Origin of the sequence: Actinomadura sp. 7K534, assembly GCF_004348575.1 — a bacterium.
Lineage (GTDB): Bacteria > Actinomycetota > Actinomycetes > Streptosporangiales > Streptosporangiaceae > Spirillospora > Spirillospora livida.
Map to the genome: position 1 here is coordinate 1 of NZ_SMKB01000138.1, position 19,319 is coordinate 19,319.

General features: G+C 73.5%; 22 protein-coding genes and 2 tRNA genes. 3 read left to right on the plus strand and 21 right to left on the minus strand.

Going from position 1 to position 19,319, the window contains the following annotated elements; translation table 11 throughout:
- Positions 1-160 precede the first annotated feature (160 nt).
- From mutM to E1266_RS24085, 9 genes are all read right to left on the minus strand, one after another.
- A complete protein-coding gene (gene mutM, locus E1266_RS24045; RefSeq protein WP_132050607.1) occupies positions 161-1,075 on the minus strand; it encodes a bifunctional DNA-formamidopyrimidine glycosylase/DNA-(apurinic or apyrimidinic site) lyase in 915 nt (304 codons plus the stop codon).
- On the minus strand, positions 1,068-1,844 hold the full coding sequence (rnc, locus tag E1266_RS24050) for a ribonuclease III (RefSeq protein WP_132050609.1): 777 nt from the start codon (positions 1,842-1,844) through the stop codon (positions 1,068-1,070). The genes mutM and rnc overlap by 8 nt, the downstream gene beginning before the upstream one ends.
- A 282-nt stretch (positions 1,845-2,126) precedes the next feature.
- A complete protein-coding gene (gene rpmF, locus E1266_RS24055; RefSeq protein ID WP_131950505.1) occupies positions 2,127-2,306 on the minus strand; it encodes a 50S ribosomal protein L32 in 180 nt (59 codons plus the stop codon).
- 1 nt (position 2,307) lies between these two features.
- A complete protein-coding gene (locus tag E1266_RS24060) occupies positions 2,308-2,955 on the minus strand; it encodes a YceD family protein (protein WP_132050611.1) in 648 nt (215 codons plus the stop codon).
- A 93-nt stretch (positions 2,956-3,048) separates the two neighbouring features.
- Entirely contained in the window at positions 3,049-3,528 is a 480-nt protein-coding gene (coaD, locus tag E1266_RS24065) for a pantetheine-phosphate adenylyltransferase (RefSeq protein ID WP_132050613.1), read from the minus strand.
- Between the two features lie 152 nt (positions 3,529-3,680).
- Positions 3,681-5,135: a penicillin-binding transpeptidase domain-containing protein gene (locus E1266_RS24070; RefSeq protein ID WP_132050615.1), complete on the minus strand. Its 1,455-nt coding sequence runs from the start codon at positions 5,133-5,135 to the stop codon at positions 3,681-3,683.
- 30 nt (positions 5,136-5,165) lie between these two features.
- Positions 5,166-5,732: a 16S rRNA (guanine(966)-N(2))-methyltransferase RsmD gene (rsmD, locus tag E1266_RS24075; protein ID WP_132050617.1), complete on the minus strand. Its 567-nt coding sequence runs from the start codon at positions 5,730-5,732 to the stop codon at positions 5,166-5,168.
- 81 nt (positions 5,733-5,813) lie between these two features.
- Positions 5,814-8,012, minus strand: coding sequence for an ATP-dependent DNA helicase RecG (recG, locus tag E1266_RS24080; RefSeq protein ID WP_132050619.1), 2,199 nt, complete (start codon positions 8,010-8,012; stop codon positions 5,814-5,816).
- Positions 8,013-8,045: 33 nt separating this feature from the next.
- Entirely contained in the window at positions 8,046-9,656 is a 1,611-nt protein-coding gene (locus E1266_RS24085; RefSeq protein WP_132050621.1) for a DAK2 domain-containing protein, read from the minus strand.
- A gap of 225 nt (positions 9,657-9,881) precedes the next feature.
- On the opposite strand from E1266_RS24085, the gene rpmB reads away from it, so the two are divergent.
- Positions 9,882-10,076, plus strand: a complete 195-nt coding sequence (rpmB, locus tag E1266_RS24090; protein WP_030164391.1) for a 50S ribosomal protein L28 — start codon at positions 9,882-9,884, stop codon at positions 10,074-10,076.
- Positions 10,077-10,151: 75 nt separating this feature from the next.
- On the opposite strand, the gene thiD is transcribed toward rpmB, so the two are convergent.
- The 3 genes from thiD to E1266_RS24105 form a co-directional block, all read right to left on the minus strand.
- Positions 10,152-10,961 carry a bifunctional hydroxymethylpyrimidine kinase/phosphomethylpyrimidine kinase gene (gene thiD / locus E1266_RS24095; RefSeq protein WP_132050622.1) on the minus strand — a complete coding sequence of 270 codons (810 nt, stop codon included), beginning with the start codon at positions 10,959-10,961 and terminating at the stop codon, positions 10,152-10,154.
- A 54-nt stretch (positions 10,962-11,015) separates the two neighbouring features.
- On the minus strand, positions 11,016-11,732 hold the full coding sequence (locus E1266_RS24100; protein ID WP_165966189.1) for a cellulose binding domain-containing protein: 717 nt from the start codon (positions 11,730-11,732) through the stop codon (positions 11,016-11,018).
- Between the two features lie 257 nt (positions 11,733-11,989).
- Positions 11,990-12,910 carry a thiamine-phosphate kinase gene (locus E1266_RS24105; RefSeq protein ID WP_132050626.1) on the minus strand — a complete coding sequence of 307 codons (921 nt, stop codon included), beginning with the start codon at positions 12,908-12,910 and terminating at the stop codon, positions 11,990-11,992.
- A gap of 134 nt (positions 12,911-13,044) precedes the next feature.
- Here E1266_RS24105 and E1266_RS24110 point away from each other — a divergent pair, with 134 nt between their 5' ends.
- The gene (locus E1266_RS24110) at positions 13,045-13,278 is read left to right on the plus strand and encodes an Lrp/AsnC ligand binding domain-containing protein (protein WP_132050628.1); all 234 of its coding nucleotides are present in this window, start codon (positions 13,045-13,047) and stop codon (positions 13,276-13,278) included.
- Positions 13,265-13,726 carry a DUF3515 domain-containing protein gene (locus E1266_RS24115; RefSeq protein WP_243718795.1) on the plus strand — a complete coding sequence of 154 codons (462 nt, stop codon included), beginning with the start codon at positions 13,265-13,267 and terminating at the stop codon, positions 13,724-13,726. Before E1266_RS24110 ends, E1266_RS24115 begins: the two co-directional genes overlap by 14 nt.
- Here the strand turns inward: E1266_RS24115 and E1266_RS24120 are convergent, their stop codons facing one another.
- The 9 genes from E1266_RS24120 to E1266_RS24160 all read right to left on the minus strand — a co-directional run.
- The gene (locus E1266_RS24120; protein ID WP_132050632.1) at positions 13,727-14,278 is read right to left on the minus strand and encodes a nuclear transport factor 2 family protein; all 552 of its coding nucleotides are present in this window, start codon (positions 14,276-14,278) and stop codon (positions 13,727-13,729) included.
- Positions 14,278-14,472 (minus strand): ferredoxin, encoded by a 195-nt coding sequence (locus E1266_RS24125; RefSeq protein ID WP_132050634.1) that lies wholly within the window; start codon positions 14,470-14,472, stop codon positions 14,278-14,280. The genes E1266_RS24120 and E1266_RS24125 overlap by 1 nt, the downstream gene beginning before the upstream one ends.
- Entirely contained in the window at positions 14,469-15,809 is a 1,341-nt protein-coding gene (locus E1266_RS24130; protein WP_132050636.1) for a cytochrome P450, read from the minus strand. Before E1266_RS24130 ends, E1266_RS24125 begins: the two co-directional genes overlap by 4 nt.
- Positions 15,806-16,585 carry an SDR family oxidoreductase gene (locus E1266_RS24135; protein WP_132050638.1) on the minus strand — a complete coding sequence of 260 codons (780 nt, stop codon included), beginning with the start codon at positions 16,583-16,585 and terminating at the stop codon, positions 15,806-15,808. The genes E1266_RS24130 and E1266_RS24135 overlap by 4 nt, the downstream gene beginning before the upstream one ends.
- Before the next feature lie 3 nt (positions 16,586-16,588).
- A complete protein-coding gene (locus E1266_RS24140) occupies positions 16,589-17,800 on the minus strand; it encodes a cytochrome P450 (RefSeq protein ID WP_243718797.1) in 1,212 nt (403 codons plus the stop codon).
- 10 nt (positions 17,801-17,810) lie between these two features.
- Positions 17,811-18,398: a TetR/AcrR family transcriptional regulator gene (locus tag E1266_RS24145; RefSeq protein ID WP_243718799.1), complete on the minus strand. Its 588-nt coding sequence runs from the start codon at positions 18,396-18,398 to the stop codon at positions 17,811-17,813.
- Positions 18,399-18,487: 89 nt separating this feature from the next.
- Positions 18,488-18,571: transfer RNA gene (locus E1266_RS24150), tRNA-Tyr, on the minus strand.
- A 124-nt stretch (positions 18,572-18,695) separates the two neighbouring features.
- Positions 18,696-18,769 (minus strand) — tRNA-Leu (locus E1266_RS24155).
- Positions 18,770-18,992: 223 nt separating this feature from the next.
- Positions 18,993-19,319 (minus strand): DUF4190 domain-containing protein (locus E1266_RS24160; protein ID WP_132050640.1); only part of this gene is annotated, 327 nt, incomplete at its 5' end.

The following is a 19,319-nucleotide window of genomic DNA, read 5'->3' on the forward strand; positions in this document are numbered from 1 at the left end:
CCCCCGCACCCAGGCCGTCAGCCGCGTGGTCTCATCGTCCCCGGTCCCCATCGGCCCCTCCTCGATCGTGGTCACCAAGCGTGCTCAAACGTAACCGCAGCGGGGGCCGGCGCGTCATCCGACCGGCGGACGGAGTCGCCGGAGGTGAGCCCGCCCGCGGTCAGCGCATGCGGCGTGGACGCGGCTGGCATACGGGGCAGCTGTAGGAGGAGCGGTTCATGAACTCGTCCCGGCGGATCGGGGTGCCGCAGCGGCGGCACGGCTCGTCGCGCCGCCCGTAGGCGTCCAGCGACCGCTCGAAGTAGCCGCTGTCGCCGTTCACGTCGACGTAGAGGCTGTCGAACGAGGTCCCCCCGACGGCCAGGGCGGCCTCCATGACCTCCTGTGCGCCCTCCAGGACGCGCGCGGCCTCCGCCCGGGTCATCGTTTCGGTCGGCCGCCCCCAGTGCAGCCTGGCCCGCCACAGCGCCTCGTCGGCGTAGATGTTGCCGACCCCGCTGATCAGCGACTGGTCGAGCAGCGCCCGCTTGATGCCGGTCTTGCGGCGGCGGAGGGCGCGGAAGAACGCCTCGGCGTCGAAGGCGTCCTCCAGCGGGTCCGCGGCGATGTGCACGATCGGCGCCGGGACGAGCCCGGGGCCCTTCTCACCGCCGACCGCGTCGGGGACCAGGTCGGTGACCAGGAGGTGCCCGAACGTCCGCTGGTCGACGAAGCGCAGGTCGCGCCCGCCGTCGGCGAAGGCGATCCGCACCCGCAGGTGCTTCTCGCGCTCCCGGTCCGGCTCGCCGACGAGCAGCTGGCCGCTCATCCCGAGGTGGGCCAGCAGCGCCTCGCCCGGCTCGCCCGCCTCGCCCGCCGGGCCGTCGGGCGTGCTCAGCGGCAGCCACAGGTACTTGCCGCGGCGCCGCGGCGGGTGGACGGTGCGCCCGGCGAGGCGCCCGGCGAAGTCGGCGGGGCCGGGCGCGTGGCGGCGCACCGACCGGGGGTGCAGCACCTCGGCGGACGCGATCGTGCGGCCCGCCGTCCAGCTCTCCAGGCCGCGCCGGACGACCTCGACCTCGGGAAGCTCAGGCACCGGTCTGGGCCGCCTGTCCGGCCTCCCTGGCCTGCTCGCCCTGCGCGGCGGCCTCGCGCTCCACGACGATCCGGCGGATCTCGTTCCAGCCGGCCTCGGCCGCGTTCTGCTCGGCCTCCTTCTTGCTGCGGCCCTCACCCGACCCGTAGGTCGTCCCGCCGACGCGGACCGTGGCGCGGAACGTCTTCTGGTGGTCGGGGCCGCTCTCGGAGACGTGGTACTCGGGGACGCCGAGCTCCTCCACCGCGGTGAGCTCCTGAAGCGAGGTCTTCCAGTCCAGCCCGGCGCCGAGACCCGCCGATCGGTCGATGAGCGGGTCGAAGAGCCGGTGCACCAGGGCGGACGCCTCGTCCAGGCCGCGGTCCAGGTAGACCGCGCCGATCAGCGCCTCCAGGGTGTCGGCGAGTATCGACGCCTTGTCGCGGCCGCCGGTCCCCTCCTCGCCGCGGCCGAGGCGGATGTGCGCGCCGACGCCGAGGCCCCGCGCGACGCCCGCGAGGGCCCGCATGTTGACCACGGCGGCGCGCAGCTTGGCCAGCTGCCCCTCGGGCAGGTCGGGGTGGCCCCGGAACAGGGTGTCGGTGACGACGAGCCCCAGCACCGAGTCGCCGAGGAACTCCAGGCGCTCGTTGGTGGGGAGCCCGCCGTTCTCGTAGGCGTAGGAACGGTGGGTCAGTGCGCGTTCGAGCAGTTCGGCGTCGACGTCCACGCCGAGCGCGCCGGTCAGTTCCGCGCGGTCCGGCGCGGGGTCGCTCTTCTTGCCGCTCACAGGGCCCTCCTCGCAGGCCGTGCACCGCGCAGGGCGCGGTCGCGTCTGTGGCGCGCGGCCGGTCGGCCGGGACGGCGAGGACGCTCGGCGAGGGAAGGTCCGCGAAGACGAGGTGCGCGCCGGTCGGTGATCCCGGCGTGCACCACGGCTCCGGGCGCGCTCTCCGCGCCGGTCACCACGCCGACGTCTCGCGCCGGGGTGGTCGGGGTGCCGGTCCTGCCGCACCGCAGGGGGCGGGCCGCGCCGTCCGCGCGGATCCGCCCCCCGGGATGCGAGAAGACCTCAGGACGACGGAGTGATGACCTGCCGCCGGTTGTAGGTGCCGCACGTCGCGCACGCGGTGTGGGGCAGCTTGGGGTCGCGGCACGTCGGGCACTCGACCAGGTTCGGCGCGGTGGCCTTCCACTGCGCACGCCGGTGCCGCGTGTTGCTGCGCGACTTCTTCCGCTTGGGGACGGCCACGTCAGCCCTCCTGCTTTCCTTCTCGTCGGTCGGATGAACCACGGGGGCCTGAGCTCCCGTCCCCCCGGCCGGGGGGAGCCGGCGCCAGGTCGCCGGCGAGATCCTGCAGCGCCGCCCACCGGGGGTCGGCGGCCGCGTGGCGGTGGCCCGGCTCGGCGTCCGCCAGCCGTACACCGCAGTCCGGGCACAGGCCCGGACAGTCCTCCCGGCACAGCGGGGAGAGCGGCAGCGCGAGCACCACCGCGTCCCGCAGGACGGGCTCGAGGTCGATCAGGTCGCCCTCGAGGCGGAGCTCCTCGTCGTCGGCGTTCCCGCCGGAGCGGGTGTCGCCGTAGACGAACAGTTCCTGGAAGTCCGCCTCGAAGGTCGAGGCGATCGGGTCGAGGCAGCGGGAGCACTCCCCCCGGAGGGGGACCGTCGCCGTACCGGTGACCAGCACCCCCTCGAGTACCGCTTCGAGCCGGAGGTCCAGCTCGATCGCGGCGCCCTCGGGGACGCCCACCATCTCGACGCCGAAGTTCTCCGGTGCCGGCACGGACAGGTGCTCCTCCCGCGACGACCCGGGTTGCCTGCCCAGCGCCCGGGTGTCGAGCACGAGCGGGGCGTTGGGGTCGCGGCGAGTCAGTGGATTCCTGCTTTCGTGAGGCATGGGAGAGTCGGCGGCTGTCGATGGCCGATGTCACAGGATACCGAAGCTTCGGCAGTGCCCCCAACTCGCGGCCGCCTCGCCAGGGCCGGGCCCTCACTCCCCCCGGAGGCGTTCCACCAGCCGGTCGTGCACGAGGTCCGGGACGAGGCCGGAGGCGTCGCCGCCGAACTTCACGACTTCTTTCATCAGGCTTGACGAGAGGAACGCGTACTCCGGGTTCGTCGCCATGAAGAGCGTCTCGACACCGGCTATCCGGTGGTTCATCTGGGCCATCTGCAGCTCGTACTCGTAGTCGCTGACGGCCCGGAGCCCGCGCACGATGACCGGGATGTCCTGCTCTTTGCAGTAGTCGACGGTGAGCCCGTAGAAGGTGTCCACCCGGACGTTGCCGTACTCCTTGGTGACCTCGGAGATCATGCCGGCCCGTTCCTCGACGGTGAACAGGCTCTTCTTGTTCTTGTTGATCAGCACGGCGACGACCACCTCGTCGTAGAGACGGGAGGCGCGGCTGATGATGTCGAGATGCCCGTTGGTGACGGGGTCGAACGATCCCGGACAGACGACACGGCGCACGGTGCGAACCCCTTCGGTCCCGGTTTCTGACCTGCGGCGCGAACGTACCAAATCGTATTCGGCCTGCTTTCACCCGGGCTCGCCCGAGCCTCGCGAAGCGCCGCGGGCGGGCGGATCCGGGGTGCGGATCCGGGCGCGGCGCACCGGCGGGCCTACTCGCGGCTGAGGGCGGCGACGATCCGGGCGGCGATGGGGCCGGACTCGATGCCGTAGCCGGGGGCCTCGGTCAGAACCGCCACGGCGTACTCGGGGTTCTCGCGGGGGCCGAAGCCTATGAACCAGCGCTCGTTGTAGGAGGCGCCCTCGACGTCGGCGGTCCCTGTCTTGCCGCCCAGGATGGACGTGCCCCGCAAGGACTTGCCCGTGCCCCTCTGGACCACGGCCTCCATCATGTCCCGCATCTGGGCGGCCTGCTCGGAGCTCAGCGCCCGGGACATCCGGCGGGGCGAGACGTCGTCCACCGCCCGGCCGCCGGGGGCGCGGAACTCCTCGATCAGCCGGGGCCGCATGACCACCCCGTCGTTGATCGCCGCGGCGGCGACCATGGCCATCTGCAGCGGCGTGGCGACCGTGCTGCCCTGGCCGATGGAGCCGAGCGCGCTGAGCGCCGCCTCGCCCGTCTCGGGGAAGGACGAGGCGGCGCTCAGCACGCCGTCCGCGTACTCGATGCGGTCGCCGAACCCGAAGGCGGCGGCCTTCTCGTGGACGGCGCCGTTCCCCGGCTCCTCAGCGCCCATGTAAGCGAACGTGGTGTTGCACGACTGCGCGAACGCCTCGATGAGCGGGATGCGGGCGCGGTCGCACGATCCGCCGATGTCGGCCTCGTCGTTGTTGATCGCCTGCCCGGCGCCGGGCGGCCGGTAGCTCCGGCCCGCCGTGACCCCGGTGTCCGCGGTCGCCCCGGCCTCCAGGGCGGCCGCCGCGACCACGGCCTTGAACGTGGAGCCGGGCGGGAACAGCTCCTTCGCGGCCTTGTCGAGCAGCGGTTTGAGCGGCTGGGCGTTGAGCCGCTCGAACGCCGCCGTCGCCCGCTCCCCGTCGAGGGTGGACACCTCGTTCGGGTCGTAGGTCGGCGTGGACGCCAGCACCCGGATCGCGCCGGTGTCGGCGTCGAGGACGACGGCGGCCGCCCGCCGGGCTCCGGCTGCGCTGAGCGCCTCGTACGCGACGCGCTGCGCCCGGACGTCGACGGTGGCCTCGACCGTCCCGCCCGGCACCTTCTTGCCGAGGATCTTGTCGATGATGTCGGCGGTCGCGAGCCGGTCGTCGGTCCCGTCGAGGAAGTGGTTCGCGGCCTCCTCCAGCCCGGTCTGGGAGAAGACGGAGAAGTAGCCGGTGACCGGCGCGAACACCGGCCCTTCCCGGTAGCGGCGCCGGTAGCGCTCGTCGCCGGCCTTCTCCGACCAGGCGAGCCGGACGCCGTCCGCCACGATCGGCCCGCGGTCGACCTTGAAGCGGTCGTCCAGGCGGCGGGAGTTGAGCGCGGAGTCCCGCAGTTCCTCGGCCTGGAACCCCTGCACGTAGGTGATGTTCGCCATGAGCGCGGCGACCAGCACCAAGGTGACGACCCAGGTACGGGTCAACGCACGGTCGATCCCGGGCCTCATGCGCGTCCTCCTACCCGAACCGCCGTGAACTCAACGGCCGGTCGCGCGGCCGTACCAGAACATCGCCTCGCCGTAGCGGCGGTCCCGCTCGGCCTCGAAGCCGTCCGGCCAGCGCAGCGCCGGGCCGCGCGCGGCGCGCTCCACGACGACCAGCGCGTCGGGCGCGGCCCATCCGTGGTCGCGGAGGTCCTCCAGCAGGGCGGTGACGGACGCGTCCGGCAGCGGGTACGGCGGGTCGGCGAAGATCCAGTCGTAGGGCTCGTCCGGCGGCGTGCGGACGAGCCGCTCCACCTTCTCCGGGCACGGGACGGCGCCGGGCAGCCCGAGCGCCCCGGCGTTCTGCCGGATCACCCGCATCGCGCGCGGATGCGACTCGACGAGCAGCGCGTGGGCGGCGCCCCGGGAGAGCGCCTCCAGCCCGACCGCCCCGGACCCCGCGTACAGGTCGGCGACGCGCAGGCCGTCCAGCGGGCCGAGGAGGGCGAGGACCGTGGCGAACAGGCCCTCCCTGGCGCGGTCGCCGGTGGGCCGTGTGTCCCGTCCGGGCGGGACGGCGAGCCGCCGCCCTCCCGCGATCCCCGCGATGACCCTCGTCATGTCCCCCAGTATCCCGGCGTCCCGGCGCGGCCGCGCACGCCTGCCGGTGCACGGCCACCGGCGGCGCGGGGGCCGAGTGGGTCAGGTCTTTTCGAGGAAGTCGGCGCGGTCCTCGTCCAGGAGGGACGCGAGGACGGTGGCCAGGCCGGGGTGGTCCGCCAGGTCCGGGTCGGCTTCGACCAGTGCCGTGGCCTCCTCGCGGGCGTCGCGGATGACGTCCTCGTCGCGGTGGAGGGTCAGCAGCCGGAGGCTGGAGGTCCGGCCGGCCTGCGCGGCGCCCAGCACGTCGCCCTCGCGGCGCTGCTCCAGGTCGAGGCGGGACAGCTTGAAGCCGTCGGTCGTGGACGCGACGGCGTCGAGCCGCTCCCGGGCCTTGCTGCCGGGCTCGGCGTCGGTGACGAGCAGGCACAGGCCGTGCAGGGAGCCGCGTCCGACGCGGCCGCGCAGCTGGTGGAGCTGCGAGACGCCGAACCGGTCCGCGTCCATGATCACCATCACGGTGGCGTTGGGGACGTCCACGCCGACCTCGATGACCGTGGTGGCGAGCAGGACGTCCAGCTCCCGGGCGGTGAAGCGGCGCATGACCGCGTCCTTCTCGTCGGGATGCAGCTTGCCGTGCAGGACGCCGATGCGCAGGCCGGCGAGCAGCTCCTCCAGCTTGGGCAGCACCTCCGTGATCCCGAGCGGGGAGCGGCGGCCGGAGTCGTCGGCGTCGCCCGTGTCCATCGCGTCGCCCTCGTCGCCCTCCTTCTCGCCGATGCGCGGGCAGACGATGTAGACCTGGCGTCCCTGGGCGGCCTCCTCCTTGATGCGCTCCCACGTCCGGGCGAGGAACGCGGGCTTCTCCGGCGGGACCACGTGGGTCCGGATCTCCGACCGGCCCGCCGGAAGCTGCCCGAGGACCGAGGTCTCCAGGTCGCCGAAGACCGTCATCGCGACCGTGCGCGGGATCGGGGTCGCCGTCATGACCAGGACGTGCGGGCGGCCGCCGCCGGTCTTCTCGCGCAGCGCGTCCCGCTGCTCGACGCCGAAGCGGTGCTGCTCGTCCACGACCACGAGCCCGAGATCCGCGAACTGGACGCTCTCCTGGAGGAGCGCGTGGGTGCCGACGACGATCCCGGCGGCGCCGGACGCCGCGTCCAGCAGGGCCTCCTTGCGCGCCTTGGCGCCCTGCGAACCGGTGAGCAGCGCGACCCGGGTCGCGTTCTCCGCTCCCCCGATCCGCCCGGCCTCCGCCAGGTCGCCGAGCATGCCGGTGATCGACCGGTAGTGCTGCTGGGCGAGCACCTCGGTGGGCGCGAGCAGCGCCGCCTGCCCGCCGTTGTCGACCACCTGCAGCATCGCCCGCAGCGCGACCACGGTCTTCCCCGCGCCGACGTCGCCTTGGAGGAGGCGGTGCATCGGGTGCTCCCGCGCCAGGTCGGCGGCTATCTCGTCGCCCACCTGGCGCTGGCCCTCGGTGAGTTCGAAGGGCAGGCGCGCGTCGAACTCCGCCTGGAGGCCGCCGAAGGAGGGCGGGCGCGGCGTCGCGGGGAGCGCGGCGGCGGCGAGGCGGCGCTGGGCCAGAGCGACCTGGACGACGAACGCCTCGTCCCACTTGAGGCGGGCACGGGCCTTGCCCAGCTCGTCCCAGGTGCGGGGGCGGTGGATGCCCTCGTACGCCTCGCGCAGGCCGGTGAGGCGGCGGCGGCCGAGCAGCGCACCGGGCATCGGGTCCGCGGGCAGGGTCAGCTGGTCGAGGACGGTGCCGACGGACGTGCCGATCGTCTCGATGGGCAGCGCCTTGGTGGACGGGTAGATCGGGATGATCTCGTCGGCCCACTCCTGGGCGGCCTCCTCGGCGCCCTTCTCCGCGACGACCTTGTACTGCGGGTGGGTGAGCTGCCGCACCTCCTTGCCGCTGCGGGGCCGGTAGGTGCTGATCTTCCCGGCGAACAGGCCGCGGGTGCCGGGCGACAGCTCCTTCTCGGCCCGGTAGGAGCCCTTGCGGCCGAAGAAGCTCAGCTTCAGCTGCCCGGTCCCGTCGGTGACGGTGATCTCCAGGACGTAGCCGGGGCTGCGGGTGAGGCTGCGGCCCTGGACCTTCACGACCTCCGCCATGACCGTGACGTGCTCGCCGTCCTGCAGGCCGCTGAGCTGGGTGAGCTCCCCGCGGTGCGCGTAGCGGCGCGGATAGTGGTGCAGGAGGTCGCCGACCGTGTGCAGGTCGAGGCCCTTCTTCAGCGCGTTGGCCGTCTTGTCGCCCAGGACCTTGCTCAACGGCTCGTCGAGATTCGCCACGCAGTCTTTTCTAGCCCATGGCGGGGACGGGAATCACTCGACGCCGATGAGGAGCGGGTACCGCTCCTGGCCCCCGTCGTACACGCCGACCTCCACGTCGGGATGGTCGCCGCGCAGATGGTCTTCGAGCGCGCCGGTGAGGGCGGGCGGCGCGTGCACGCCGGCGATCAGCGTGACGAGTTCTCCGCCGCCGGACAGCATCCGGTTCACGAGGTGCCGGGCGACCTCGGCGATGTCCGCGCCGATCGTGACGACGTCGCCCTCGATCAGGCCGAGCACGTCGCCGGGCCGGCACAGCCCGACGCTCGTGACCGCCTCCTGCTCCGCGACCTCCAGGTGGCCGAAGCGGGTGGCGCCGGCGGCGCGGGTCATCTCGATGACGTCCTCGCCGAAGCGGCGCAGCGGGTCGTGCACGGCGAGCGCCGCCATCCCCTGGACGGACGCCTTCGTCGGCACGACCGCGATCCTGGCGCCGCTGTCCCGCGCGCGCTCTGCGGCGGCCTCGGCGAGGGCGAGGACCTCGGGCTCGTTGGGTAGGACGGCCACCTCGTCGCCCGCCGCGAGGATCGCGTCCGCCAGCACGGCAAGCGGCGGCACCGTGCCGCTCTCCCGCCGGACGACCCGCGCGCCGCACTCCTCGAACAGCGCGGCGAGCCCGCCGGCGGCGGTGACGGCGATCACCGCGCGCCCGGTGTGCGGCGCGTGCGGCCGGTCCCCGGCGTCGAGGTAGGTGACGCGGATGCGGTGCGGGCGGCCCGCGGCCATGCCCGCCTCGATGGCCGCGCCGGCGTCGTCCACGTGGACGTGGACGTTCCACAGGCCGTCGCCGCCCACCACGACGAGCGAGTCCCCGAGGCCGTCCAGCCGCTCGCGGAGGACGTGGACCGCCTCGTCCGGCGCGTCGAGCAGGTACATGACCTCGTAGCCGGGTCCCTGCGGCCCGGGGTGCTCCTCGGCGGGCGGTGCCCCCGCCGTACGGGGAGGCGCCGCGCGCGGGGGGACCTCGTACCGCTCCGGGTACTCCTCGGTGACCACGGCCGCGAGGACGTCGAGGACCACGCAGAGCCCGGCCGCGCCCGCGTCCACGACCCCGCTCCGCGCCAGCACGTCGAGCTGCCCCGTGGTGCGGCCGAGCGCCTGCCGGGCGCCCGCGGCGGCGGCCCGCGTCACCACGGCGAGTCCGGTTCCGGACGATTCCGCGCCGCACGCCGCGGCCGCGGCGGCGAGGACGCTCAGGATCGTGCCCTCGACCGGCCGCTCCACCGCCTCGCGGGCCAGGCCCGACGCGTGGGCCAGGGCCCCCGCGAACGCGGTGCCGTCCGGCGGCCCCTCCAGCGGGCCGAGGACGTCGGCGAGCCCGCGGAACACCTGGCTGAGGATCACGCCCGAGTTGCCCCGCGCGCCGAGCAGCGCCCCCTGCGCGAGCGCGCGCCAGATCCGCGCGGCGTCCGGCGGCCCGCCGGCGGGGAGCTCGTCCAGCGCGTCCGCCGCCGCGATCACGGTCAGGTACAGGTTCGTGCCGGTGTCCCCGTCCGGGACGGGGAACACGTTGAGCGCGTCGATCTCCGCTCTCGCGCGCCCCAGCGCCTCCGCCGTGAGCCTGCACCAGCGCAGCACCGCCACCCCGTCGAGGACCTCGCCCACGGACCCGCCCCTCTCGCCGTCTCGTCCTCTTCTGTACCGTGCTCGTGCCGTCCCGGGAAGCCGGACGGGCCGCGAGGCGATTCGCGTACCCGGCGCGGCGTCGGCTACTCTGATCCTCGCGCCTCGTCCGAGGCGCCCTCAGTGAGCACCCGTGATGTCCGGCCGCCGTCGGTGGCATCGGGGCGTCGCTCCGGTCCAGAGCATCGACACCACTTGGAGTTTCCCGTGGCTTCCGTCTGCGACGTCTGCGGCAAGGGACCCGGTTTCGGCATGCGCGTCTCCCACTCGCACCGCCGCACCCCGCGCCGCTGGAACCCCAACATCCAGCGCGTGCGCGCCGTCGTGAACGGCAGCACCAAGCGGATCAACGCCTGCACGTCCTGCATCAAGGCCGGCAAGGTCGTCAAGCCGACCGTCTGACCTGATCCCGGACGGCCTCGGCCGGCTCATCGGCCCACCCGATGAGCCGGCTTTCGCGTTCCCGGGCCCGCGTGCTCAGCGGTGGCGCCAGGCGTGGTCGACGGGGCCGATGCCGGAGCCGAGGGGGAAGCCCGCCGCGATCGCGCCCGTCACGTACTCCTTGGACTTCGCCACCGCGGCGGGGACGTCCTCGCCCATGGCCAGGTGGGACGCGATGGCGGACGCCAGCGTGCAGCCGGTGCCGTGGGTGTGCCGGTTGTCGTGGCGGGGCGCGGTGAAGCGGTGCTCGTGCTCCCCGTCGAAGAGCAGGTCGGCGGGCTCGCCCGGCAGGTGGCCGCCCTTGATCAGGACCCAGCGCGGGCCGAGCGCCTTGACGGCCTCGGCGGCCTCGCGCATGCCCGCCTCGTCCACCACCTTGACGCCGGTGAGCTGCTCGACCTCGAAGAGGTTGGGGGTCACGACGGTCGCGACCGGCAGCAGTGCCGAGCGGACGGCGTGCACGGCGTCCGGCGCCAGCAGCGAGTCGCCGTGCTTGGACACCCCCACGGGATCGACGACGGCGGGCGCGTCGGTGGCGGCGAGCGCCTCCGCGACGGTCTCGACCAGCACCGTCGACGCGAGCATCCCCGTCTTGATCGCGTGGACGCCGATGTCGGACAGCACGGAGTCGAGCTGGGCGCGCACCGCCTCCGGCGGCAGCTCCCAGTAGCCCTGGACTCCGAGCGAGTTCTGCGCGGTGACGGCGGCGACGACGCTCATCCCGTGGACGCCGAGGGCGAGCATGGTCTTCAGGTCCGCCTGGATCCCGGCGCCGCCGCCGGAGTCGGAGCCCGCGACGGTGAGCACGAGGGGAGGCGCCTGCGCGAGGGACGGGATGGTCGTCATGCCGCCCACTTTATGGCGGTCTGCCGGGTTATGCGATCTAGTCGGCGGCCGGGCTCAGACGAGCGCGCAGGGCCTGCCGTTCAGGACGCACGAGGACGGCTTGGCGGCGGTCCCCCGCGCGGTGAAGACGATCCGGACCCGCTCACCGGGCGCGATGACCGTGCGGCCCCGCAGGAACGGGGTGGCGCCGGTCCGGACGGCGGTGGCGCCGCTGACGGCGGTGACCGAGGCGGTCGGGATCTGGAACGCCAGCGCCCACTGGTCCACGGGCCGGGGGCCCTGGTTGGCGATCGTGGCGGTGGCCTTGAAGCCGTCGGGGGTCCGGGACGCGACCCGGAAGGCGATGAGGAGGCCGTCGGAGCGCTCGGCGCCGCGGCTGGCGCGCTCGTCCGGGCCGCGCTGGGTGATCTGGTTGTCGCGCTGGTCGGTCTGCGTGTTGCTCGGCGCGCCGCCCGCGAAGTTGAGGGATATCTGCTGGGTGCTCAGCGCGTAGGAGACGACCCCGACGGCGACGACCAGCGCGAGGATCGGCATCAGCGGGACCGGGAGCACCGACAGGAACTTGAGCCACCGGCGGCCGCCGCCGGGCTCGAGGTCGAGCGGATCGGGAGGCCGTTCGGGTGCGGCGGCGGGGTAGGGATTGGCGGGAGCGCCCGGGAAGTCACCCGGGTAGTCGCCGGGGAGCGGCTCGAACAGCCGGCGGGGCGGCGGTCCGTTCTGGCGTTCCGCTCCGGGCGGAGGACCGGTGGAGATGCGGTCGTGCGGCGACACGTAGACCCGGTCGTCGGTCGGCCCGGAGTAAGCGTCGTAGGGCGGACCGGACTCGTGGGGCGGGCCGGACGGAGCTCCGTAGGGTCGGACCCGGGAGCCTCGGGCGCCCCGTAGGGGGTCGTCCTCCGGTGGCCCAACCTTGCTGTGTCGTCCCATCCCATCCCTCTTCGATCACAGGATGTATACCAAACCCGTACCAACCATGCCTACAGGATCCGGCAACGCTTACGGCTGTACGCGCTGCGTGCCCGGCGCGTTCAGGCCCGGAAGTGGTCCCAGCCGCCGGCGGGCGGTTCGCGGCCGTCGACGTGCACTCCCGATCCTTCGGCGACGACCCCGATCCGCTTCCAGGTCGCTGGCAGACGGGCGTCCGGCGGGAACGATCCGGCGAACGCGTGATCTTCACCACCGGTGAGGGCGTGCCGGAGGCCGTCCGGCCCGAGGACGTCCGGGACGGGCACGGCCGCGGAGTCGATGTCGATCCGGACGCCGCTCGCGGCGGCGATGTGCCCGAGGTCCTGGACGAGCCCGTCGCTCACGTCCAGTAGCGCGGTCGCGCCGTGCGCACGCGCCTCCTCGCCCGCCGCGTACGGGGGTTCGGGACGCCGGTGGGCCGCGATCAGCTCGGCGGGCCCCTCCCGCCCGGCGATGAGGAGGGCCAGCCCGGCGGCGGCGTGGCCGAGCCGCCCCCGGACGGCGACGACATCGCCGGGCCGCGCCCCGGACCGGGTGAGCGGCGCCCCGCCGCCCAGGTCGCCGAGCGCGGTGACGGCGAGGGTGATCTCGGGGGCGCCGACGACGTCGCCGCCCGCGACGGACGCACCGGCCGCGCGGCACTCGTCGGCGAGACCGTCGTAGAGCCGCTCGGCCCATTCCGCGTCGGTCGAGGGCGGGGCGGCGAACCCGACGAGCAGCGCCGTGGGCCGGGCGCCCATGGCGACGACGTCGGCGAGGTTCTGCGCGGCGGCCTTGCGGCCGATGTCGTAGGGGCCCGACCAGTCGCGGCGGAAGTGCCTGCCCTCCACGAGGAGATCGGTGGTGGCGACGACGCGGCCGTCCGGCGCGGCGACCACGGCCGCGTCGTCGCCGGGGCCGAGCGGCACCGAGGGACCCGGCGGCAGCCGCCGGGTCAGCCGGGCGATCAGTCCGAACTCGCCCAGGTCGCCGATGGTGCCCATTTTCCGCCGGTTCCCCCGTTCGCGCGGTCGCGTGCGGCCCGATCCCGGCACGCGCTCCCCCGGCCGCCCGCCGCGGCGCGTAACACGATACGGTGAACCGTCCGACGGCCAATTCTCCGACCGGGGAGGACGTGATGGTGCAGGCCTACATCCTCATCCAGACCGAAGTCGGCAAGGCAGCCGACGTGGCGAATCACATCTCCGGCATATCCGGTGTGACGCTGGCGGAGGACGTCACGGGGCCGTACGACGTGATCGTCCGGGCGGAGGCGCGCAATGTCGACGAGCTGGGCAAGCTCGTCGTCGCGCAGATCCAGGCGGTCGAAGGCATCACCCGCACCCTCACCTGCCCGATTGTTCACATCTAGCCCGAAGCCGCTCCTGGTCGCGGGGCTGGCGCTGGTGGCCGCCGCCTGCGGCGGCGGGGCCGTGCAGGTTCCCGTGCCGGAGCCCGACGCGGCCACGCAGCGGCTGTGCGAGGGGCTGCGGCTGCCCGCGAGCGTGCACGGGCAGGAGCGCCGCGACACCTCCCCCGAGTCCCCGCTGACCGCCGCCTGGGGGTCGCCCGCGATCGCGCTGCGCTGCGGCGTGCCGCGGCCCGCCTCGCTGCGGCCCACGTCGGAGCTGGTGACGATCAACGGGATCGACTGGTTCGGGTACCCCGCCGACCGCCCGGTCACCTTCACCGCGGTCGCGCGGCAGGCCTACGTCGAGGTGACCGTCCCGCCCAAGTACAACCCGGCCGGGGACGTCCTCATCGAGCTGGGCCCGGCGATCAAGGCGACGATCCCGGCGAAGCCCGAGGGTCAGATCTGATCACCAGATCGGGACCGGGCTCTCCCCCCGCCGGTAGTAGCCGGGGACCGGCTCGCGGGACGCCGCCCGGTCCAGGCGCCGCTTCATCCCGTCCGACAGCACGTCGGCCTTCATCATCTCGACGAACACCGCCGTGACGTTGCCGAGGTCGAACCAGTCGCGCTGCCACGACCACTGCCGGTTCCCGGCGTACCGGAACCACGAGCCGCCGATGCCGAGCACCTCGTACGGCGTCCCGTCCGGGCGCTTGGCGTCGGCGATCTGCTTCCAGAAGCCGACGACCTCGCCCTTGTGCTCGTCGACCAGGATGCTCTGGTACGGGTAGATCCAGCCGTCCAGCCCGCCCATCTCCTGGCCGAGGGCGATGTCGCGGATCTCGTCGCGGCCGACGGCCATGAAGTCCTGCTTGGGGCCGACGTTCCAGCCGTAGGTGGCGTCCTCGGTGTAGAGGTCGGCGAGGGGGCGCCAGTCGCCGGCCGCCTCGCAGCGCCGGTTCTCCTCCAGCCAGTGCTCCACCATCGCGTCGAGTTCTTCACGGGGGAATGAGGGCATCACGTCTCCAGCAGTTTGAGGGCCTGGGTCGGGCAGTAGCGGACGGCGGCCTGCACTTCGGCGCGCATGTCCTCGGGGGGGTCGGCGTCCAGGATCCGGACCTTGCCTTTGCGTGGGACCTCGAAGACGTCCGGCGCCTCCAGCTCGCACATCGCGTGCCCCTGGCACAGGTCCAGGTCGGCCTCGATCCTCACCGGCGCCTCCTGCGGTACCGGGCCGCGCACGGCTGGGCGAGCTGGACGACCATCTTCGAGTGGTCGTTGCGGTAGGTCTCCAGGGGCTGCGCGGGCTCGAACTCCCAGTCCCGCAGCAGCACCGAGAAGATCGCCTTGAGCTGCATCATCGCGAAGTTCGCGCCGACGCAGCGGTGCCGTCCCGCGCCGAACGGCACCCACGTCCAGCGGTTGAGGACGTCCTCCTCGCGCGGGGCGACGTAGCGCTCGGGGCGGAAGGCGTCCGGGTCGGGGAAGTCGCCCTCGATCCGGTTGGAGACGGCGAGGCTGCAGCCGACCATCGTGCCTTCCGGGATGCGGTGGCCGCACACCTCCTGGTCGGACTGCGCGACGCGCAGCAGCAGGATCAGCGGCGGGTGCAGCCGCAGCGCCTCCTTGATCGCCGACTCCAGGTACGGGATGGCGCGCAGCGCCTGGAACGACACCTCGCTGCCGTCCGCGTACAGCTCGTCCAGCTCGCGGACGACGCCGTCCAGCACATCCGGGTTGCGGAGCAGCTCGATCAGCGTCCACGCGGCGGTGCCGGACGTGGTGTGGTGGCCGGCGAACATCATCGAGATGAACATGCCGGTGACCTGGTCCGCGTCGAACCGGAGCGTGCCGTCCTCGTTCTTGATGGACATGAGGACGTCGAGGAGGTCGCGGTCCTCCTTCGGCGGGTTCGGCGGGCGGCCGTCCATGATGCCCTGGACCAGCTCGACGAGCGCCGCGCGGGCCGCGTCGCGGCGGCGGAAGCTCTCGATGTCGGCGTAGGGGTCGACGTAGGCGAGCGCGTCGGTGCCGCGTTCGAGGTCGTGGTACAGGTCGGCGAACCGGCGGTCGAGCTGCTCGCGGAACTTGCGGCCGATCAGGCAGGCCGACGAGGTGTAGATGGTCAGCTCGGCGAAGAAGTCGAGCAGGTCGATCTCGCCCTCGTCGCCCCAGCCGGCGACCATCCGGTCGACCTCGGCGGCGATCGTCGCGGCGTGCCCCTTCATGTAGGAGCCCTTGAGCGCCTGGTTGTGCAGGGCCTCGCGGCGCTGCTCGGGGGTGGCGTCGAACACCACGCCCTCGCCGAAGATCGGCGTCATGAACGGGTACGCCTCGGCCTGGTCGAGCTCCTCGTCCGGGGCGCGGAAGAAGTACTCGTTGGCCTCGGCGCCGGTCAGCAGGACGACGCGCCGCCCCGCGAGCCGGAACTCGCCGACGTCGCCGCACTCGTCGCGGACGCGCCGCATCAGCCCGATCGGGTCCGAGCGCAGCTCCTCCAGGTGGTCGGGCCCGCCCGACACCACGCGCGGCTCCACCAAAGCGGTCATGATTCCTCCAGGGGGGCTTCGGGCTGTACTTCGACGAGCCGGAGATGGGCGCCGCGCGGGGTCGCGACGACCGCGGCCACGGCGGCGGCGACGTCGGACGGGCGCAGGAAGTACGGGTGGCGGGCGTGGCCCCACTTCACCCAGTCCTCCAGGACGGCGCCGGTGGTCTCCGCGTCCCAGGTCATGCCCATGCCGGTCGCGGTCGGTCCGGGCCGCACGATCGACGCCCGCACCCCCGTCCCCTCCAGCTCCATCTGCATGGTGCGGGCCATGCCCTCCACGCCGCTCTTGGCCGCGACATAGGCGCCGGTCCAGGAGCGCGGAGCGGGGACGGTGTCGGAGGAGATGAACACGATGTCGCCGCGGCGGCGCGCCACCATCTGCGGGACGAAGTGCGACACGAGCCGGTGCGCTCCGACGAGGTGGACCTGCACCTGCGCGACGAACTCGGCGGAGCCGAGCTCGTGCAGCCGCCCGGCGGACAGGTCGCCGGCGCCGGACACGACGACCTCGACCGGGCCGAGCGCGTCCTCGGCGGCCGCCGCGAACGCCTTGACGGAGTCGGCGTCGCCGACGTCCAGCGCGTGCGCGAACGCCTCTCCCCCGCCGGCCCGGATGGTCGCGGCGAGTTCCTCGCACTTGTCCACGCGCCGCGCGCCGAGCGCGACCGGGTGCCCGGCCGCCGCCAGCGCCGCCGCCGTTGCCGCGCCGATCCCGGACGACGCGCCCGCCACCGCGACCGGGCGCCGCCCGGGGTGGGGATCGAACCTTGGCATCCTTCAGCTCTCCTTCCGCCCCCGGCCGACCACGCGAACCGGCAGCGCCGCGAAGCCGCGGACGTTCACCGAATGGACCCGCTCCGCACCGGCGTGGTCGACCTCGAAGGAGGAGACGCGCCGCACCAGCTCGCCGAGCGCGATCCGCGCCTCCAGCCGGGCGAGGTTGGCGCCCAGGCAGAAGTGCCGGCCGCCGCCGAAGCTGACGAGCTGCGAGGTGTCGCGGTCGAGGTCGTAGGCGTCGGCGTCCTCGAAGACGCGCGGGTCGCGGTTGGCCGAGCCGACCAGCAGCAGCATCCGGTCGCCCGCGGGGACCCGCTGCCCGTGCAGCTCGATGTCCGTGGTGACCAGCCTGGCGAGCATCTGGCTGGACGTGTCGTAGCGCAGCGTCTCCTCGACCCAGTCGTCCACCCGTCCCGGGTCGCCGAAGGGCTTGGCTGCCTGCTCCGGGTTCAGCGAGCCCCAGTACAGGGCGTTGGCGAGGAGCTTGGTCGTCGTCTCGTTGCCCGCGACCACCATCAGGAACAGGAACGCGATGATCTCTGTGTCGTCGAGCCGGTCGCCGTCGATCTCGGCGTCCAGCAGCGCCGAGGTCAGGTCGTCGGCGGGCCGGCGCCTGCGCTCGGCGACCATGTCCTGGTAGTAGCCGACGAGCGTGAGCGCCGCGTCCATCCCGGCGGGCGGGACGTCGTTGAGGCCCTCCTCCCGGTGCACGACGAGGTCGGCGAGCCGGCGCACCTCCACCCGGTCGGCCTCGGGGACGCCCATCATCTCGGAGATGACGTCCATGGGCAGCAGCCCGGCGAAGTCGGACACGAAGTCGAACTCGCGCTTCTCCAGGGCCGGCTCCAGGTGGCGCCTGGCGAGTGCCCTGATGCCGTCGCTCATCTCCTTGACCCGGCGGGGCGTGAAGCCCTTGGACACCAACGCCCGCATCCGGGTGTGCCGCGGCGGGTCGAGAGCGAGGAACGACATCGTCCGGTGCGCCTGCGGCCCCCACGCGCTCGGCTCCAGCGAGACGCCGTGCGAGTTGGAGAACGTCGCGTGGTCGCGGAACGCGGCGGACACGTCCGCGTGCCGGGACAGCGCCCAGAAGCCGAGCTCGTCGTTGCGGTAGAGCGGCGCCTCGTCGCGGAGCCGCGCGTAGCAGGGGTAGGGGTCCTCGTGGACGGCGTAGTCGAAGGGGCTGTAGAAGATCTGCGCGGCAGGGGCCACGGCCGTCACCTCACTCGGCGGGTTCGGGCAGGATGAGCTCCGCCATCTCGGCGAGCCGGTCGGCGACGCGGGCGTAGGACGTGTAGCCCATGCCCGCGTGCACGAGCGCGCCGGTGTAGGCCAGCTCGAGCGCGCCGAGGATCTTGGGGTCGTCGTGGTCGCGCAGCGCGGCCTGGATCCGGCCGCGGATCGCGACGCCGATGCGCACCCGCAGCTCGCGGACGTCGGGGTCGGTGCCGAGCAGCGCGGTGGTGCAGGCCGCCGCCAGCTCCGGCTCGTCCGACACCAGCAGCGCGATCTCGCGGAGGACCTCCTCCACGCGCTCGTGCAGCGTGCCGTCGGCCTCCACCGGCGGCAGCGCGCTGAGCCGCCGCCAGAACACCTCGGTGATCAGGTGGTTCTTCGACGCGAAGTAGGTGTAGGCGGTCGCGGGCGCGACCCCGGCGCGTTTGGCGACGTTGCGGACGGTGAGGCCGTCGTAGCCGGTCTCGCCGACCTCCACCACGGCGGCGTCGGTCAGCCGCCGCACCGTGTCGGCCTGCCGGTCGGTGAGACGGCGGCGGGTGGGCTCGGTCGTCAGCTGCTCATTGCCGGACACGTGTCCAGACATTAGTTCAGCAACGCGCGCACCGCAATGCCGGCCCGGAACTTCGCCGGGTGCGGCCGTGACTTCGCCGGGTGAAGCCGTGGGGCGGGTGGGATTCGAACCCACTCAGCGCGAGGCACCTGCTTTACAGGCAGGCCCGACTCTCCGAACGTCGGCGCCGCCCCCACTTGCGGACCGTGTTGGCCCGCCCAGTACCTCCGGAGGGATTCTGTGCTAGCCCTGGCCAACCAGATCCATCGCACAGCACCTCATGCTGCCGTCTCTGCCGTTGGACTACGGAGGCATGCGTGCGGCCCCCGGGATTCGAACCCGGAACATCCACTTCCTGAGAGTGGCCTCTCTGCCCGTTGGAGTAGAGCCGCGTGATCGTCGCGAGGTGGCGCCACTCGCCTGCGGCTCGGCCGGGGGTCTAGCGGGAGACGGGATACCGGCCGGGGCGGGCGTGCGACGCCGAGGGCAGTCGGAGTCGATACTGCTCCAGAGCCATGGCCGGTCCTCCTCTCGGGTCTCGTGTCGCCCGTCTTGGACGGGCCGACGCCGTCAACGGTGCCATCGCCCGGCCCGCCGCCGCAACGCGTTTTCCGGTCACTGCTCTTCCGGCAGCAGGAGGCCGATGATGATCAGGATCCAGACCGCGACCATGAGCCAGCCGAGGACGATCCCGGTCACCGCGAGGCCCGTCCCGCGCTCGCCCGAGCGGCGCGCCCGCGACAGGCCCATATGCCCGGTGACGATCGCCGGGATGGACAGCAGCCCGCACGAGATCGGCCCGATCGCGCCCATCGCGACGGAGTAGATCGTGAGGATGTTGACCGGCGGCCTGGCGTGCGGATCGGTGCGCCGGCCCTGCGCGGGCGGGTACCGATGGGCGGCCGGGGGCGGCCCGGGGACGGGGTAGGCGCTGTGCTGCGC

Excerpts from the sequence above, each read along its gene's own strand:
- E1266_RS24110 (WP_132050628.1), top strand. The coding sequence starts at position 13,045 with ATGGTGCAGGCCTACATCCTCATCCAGACCGAAGTCGGCAAGGCAGCC.
- E1266_RS24105 (WP_132050626.1), bottom strand. The coding sequence starts at position 12,910 with ATGGGCACCATCGGCGACCTGGGCGAGTTCGGACTGATCGCCCGGCTG.
- E1266_RS24120 (WP_132050632.1), bottom strand. The coding sequence starts at position 14,278 with ATGCCCTCATTCCCCCGTGAAGAACTCGACGCGATGGTGGAGCACTGG.
- E1266_RS24135 (WP_132050638.1), bottom strand. The coding sequence starts at position 16,585 with ATGCCAAGGTTCGATCCCCACCCCGGGCGGCGCCCGGTCGCGGTGGCG.
- rsmD (WP_132050617.1), bottom strand. The coding sequence starts at position 5,732 with ATGACGAGGGTCATCGCGGGGATCGCGGGAGGGCGGCGGCTCGCCGTC.
- E1266_RS24130 (WP_132050636.1), bottom strand. The coding sequence starts at position 15,809 with ATGACCGCTTTGGTGGAGCCGCGCGTGGTGTCGGGCGGGCCCGACCAC.
- thiD (WP_132050622.1), bottom strand. The coding sequence starts at position 10,961 with ATGACGACCATCCCGTCCCTCGCGCAGGCGCCTCCCCTCGTGCTCACC.
- E1266_RS24070 (WP_132050615.1), bottom strand. The coding sequence starts at position 5,135 with ATGAGGCCCGGGATCGACCGTGCGTTGACCCGTACCTGGGTCGTCACC.
- E1266_RS24060 (WP_132050611.1), bottom strand. The coding sequence starts at position 2,955 with ATGCCTCACGAAAGCAGGAATCCACTGACTCGCCGCGACCCCAACGCC.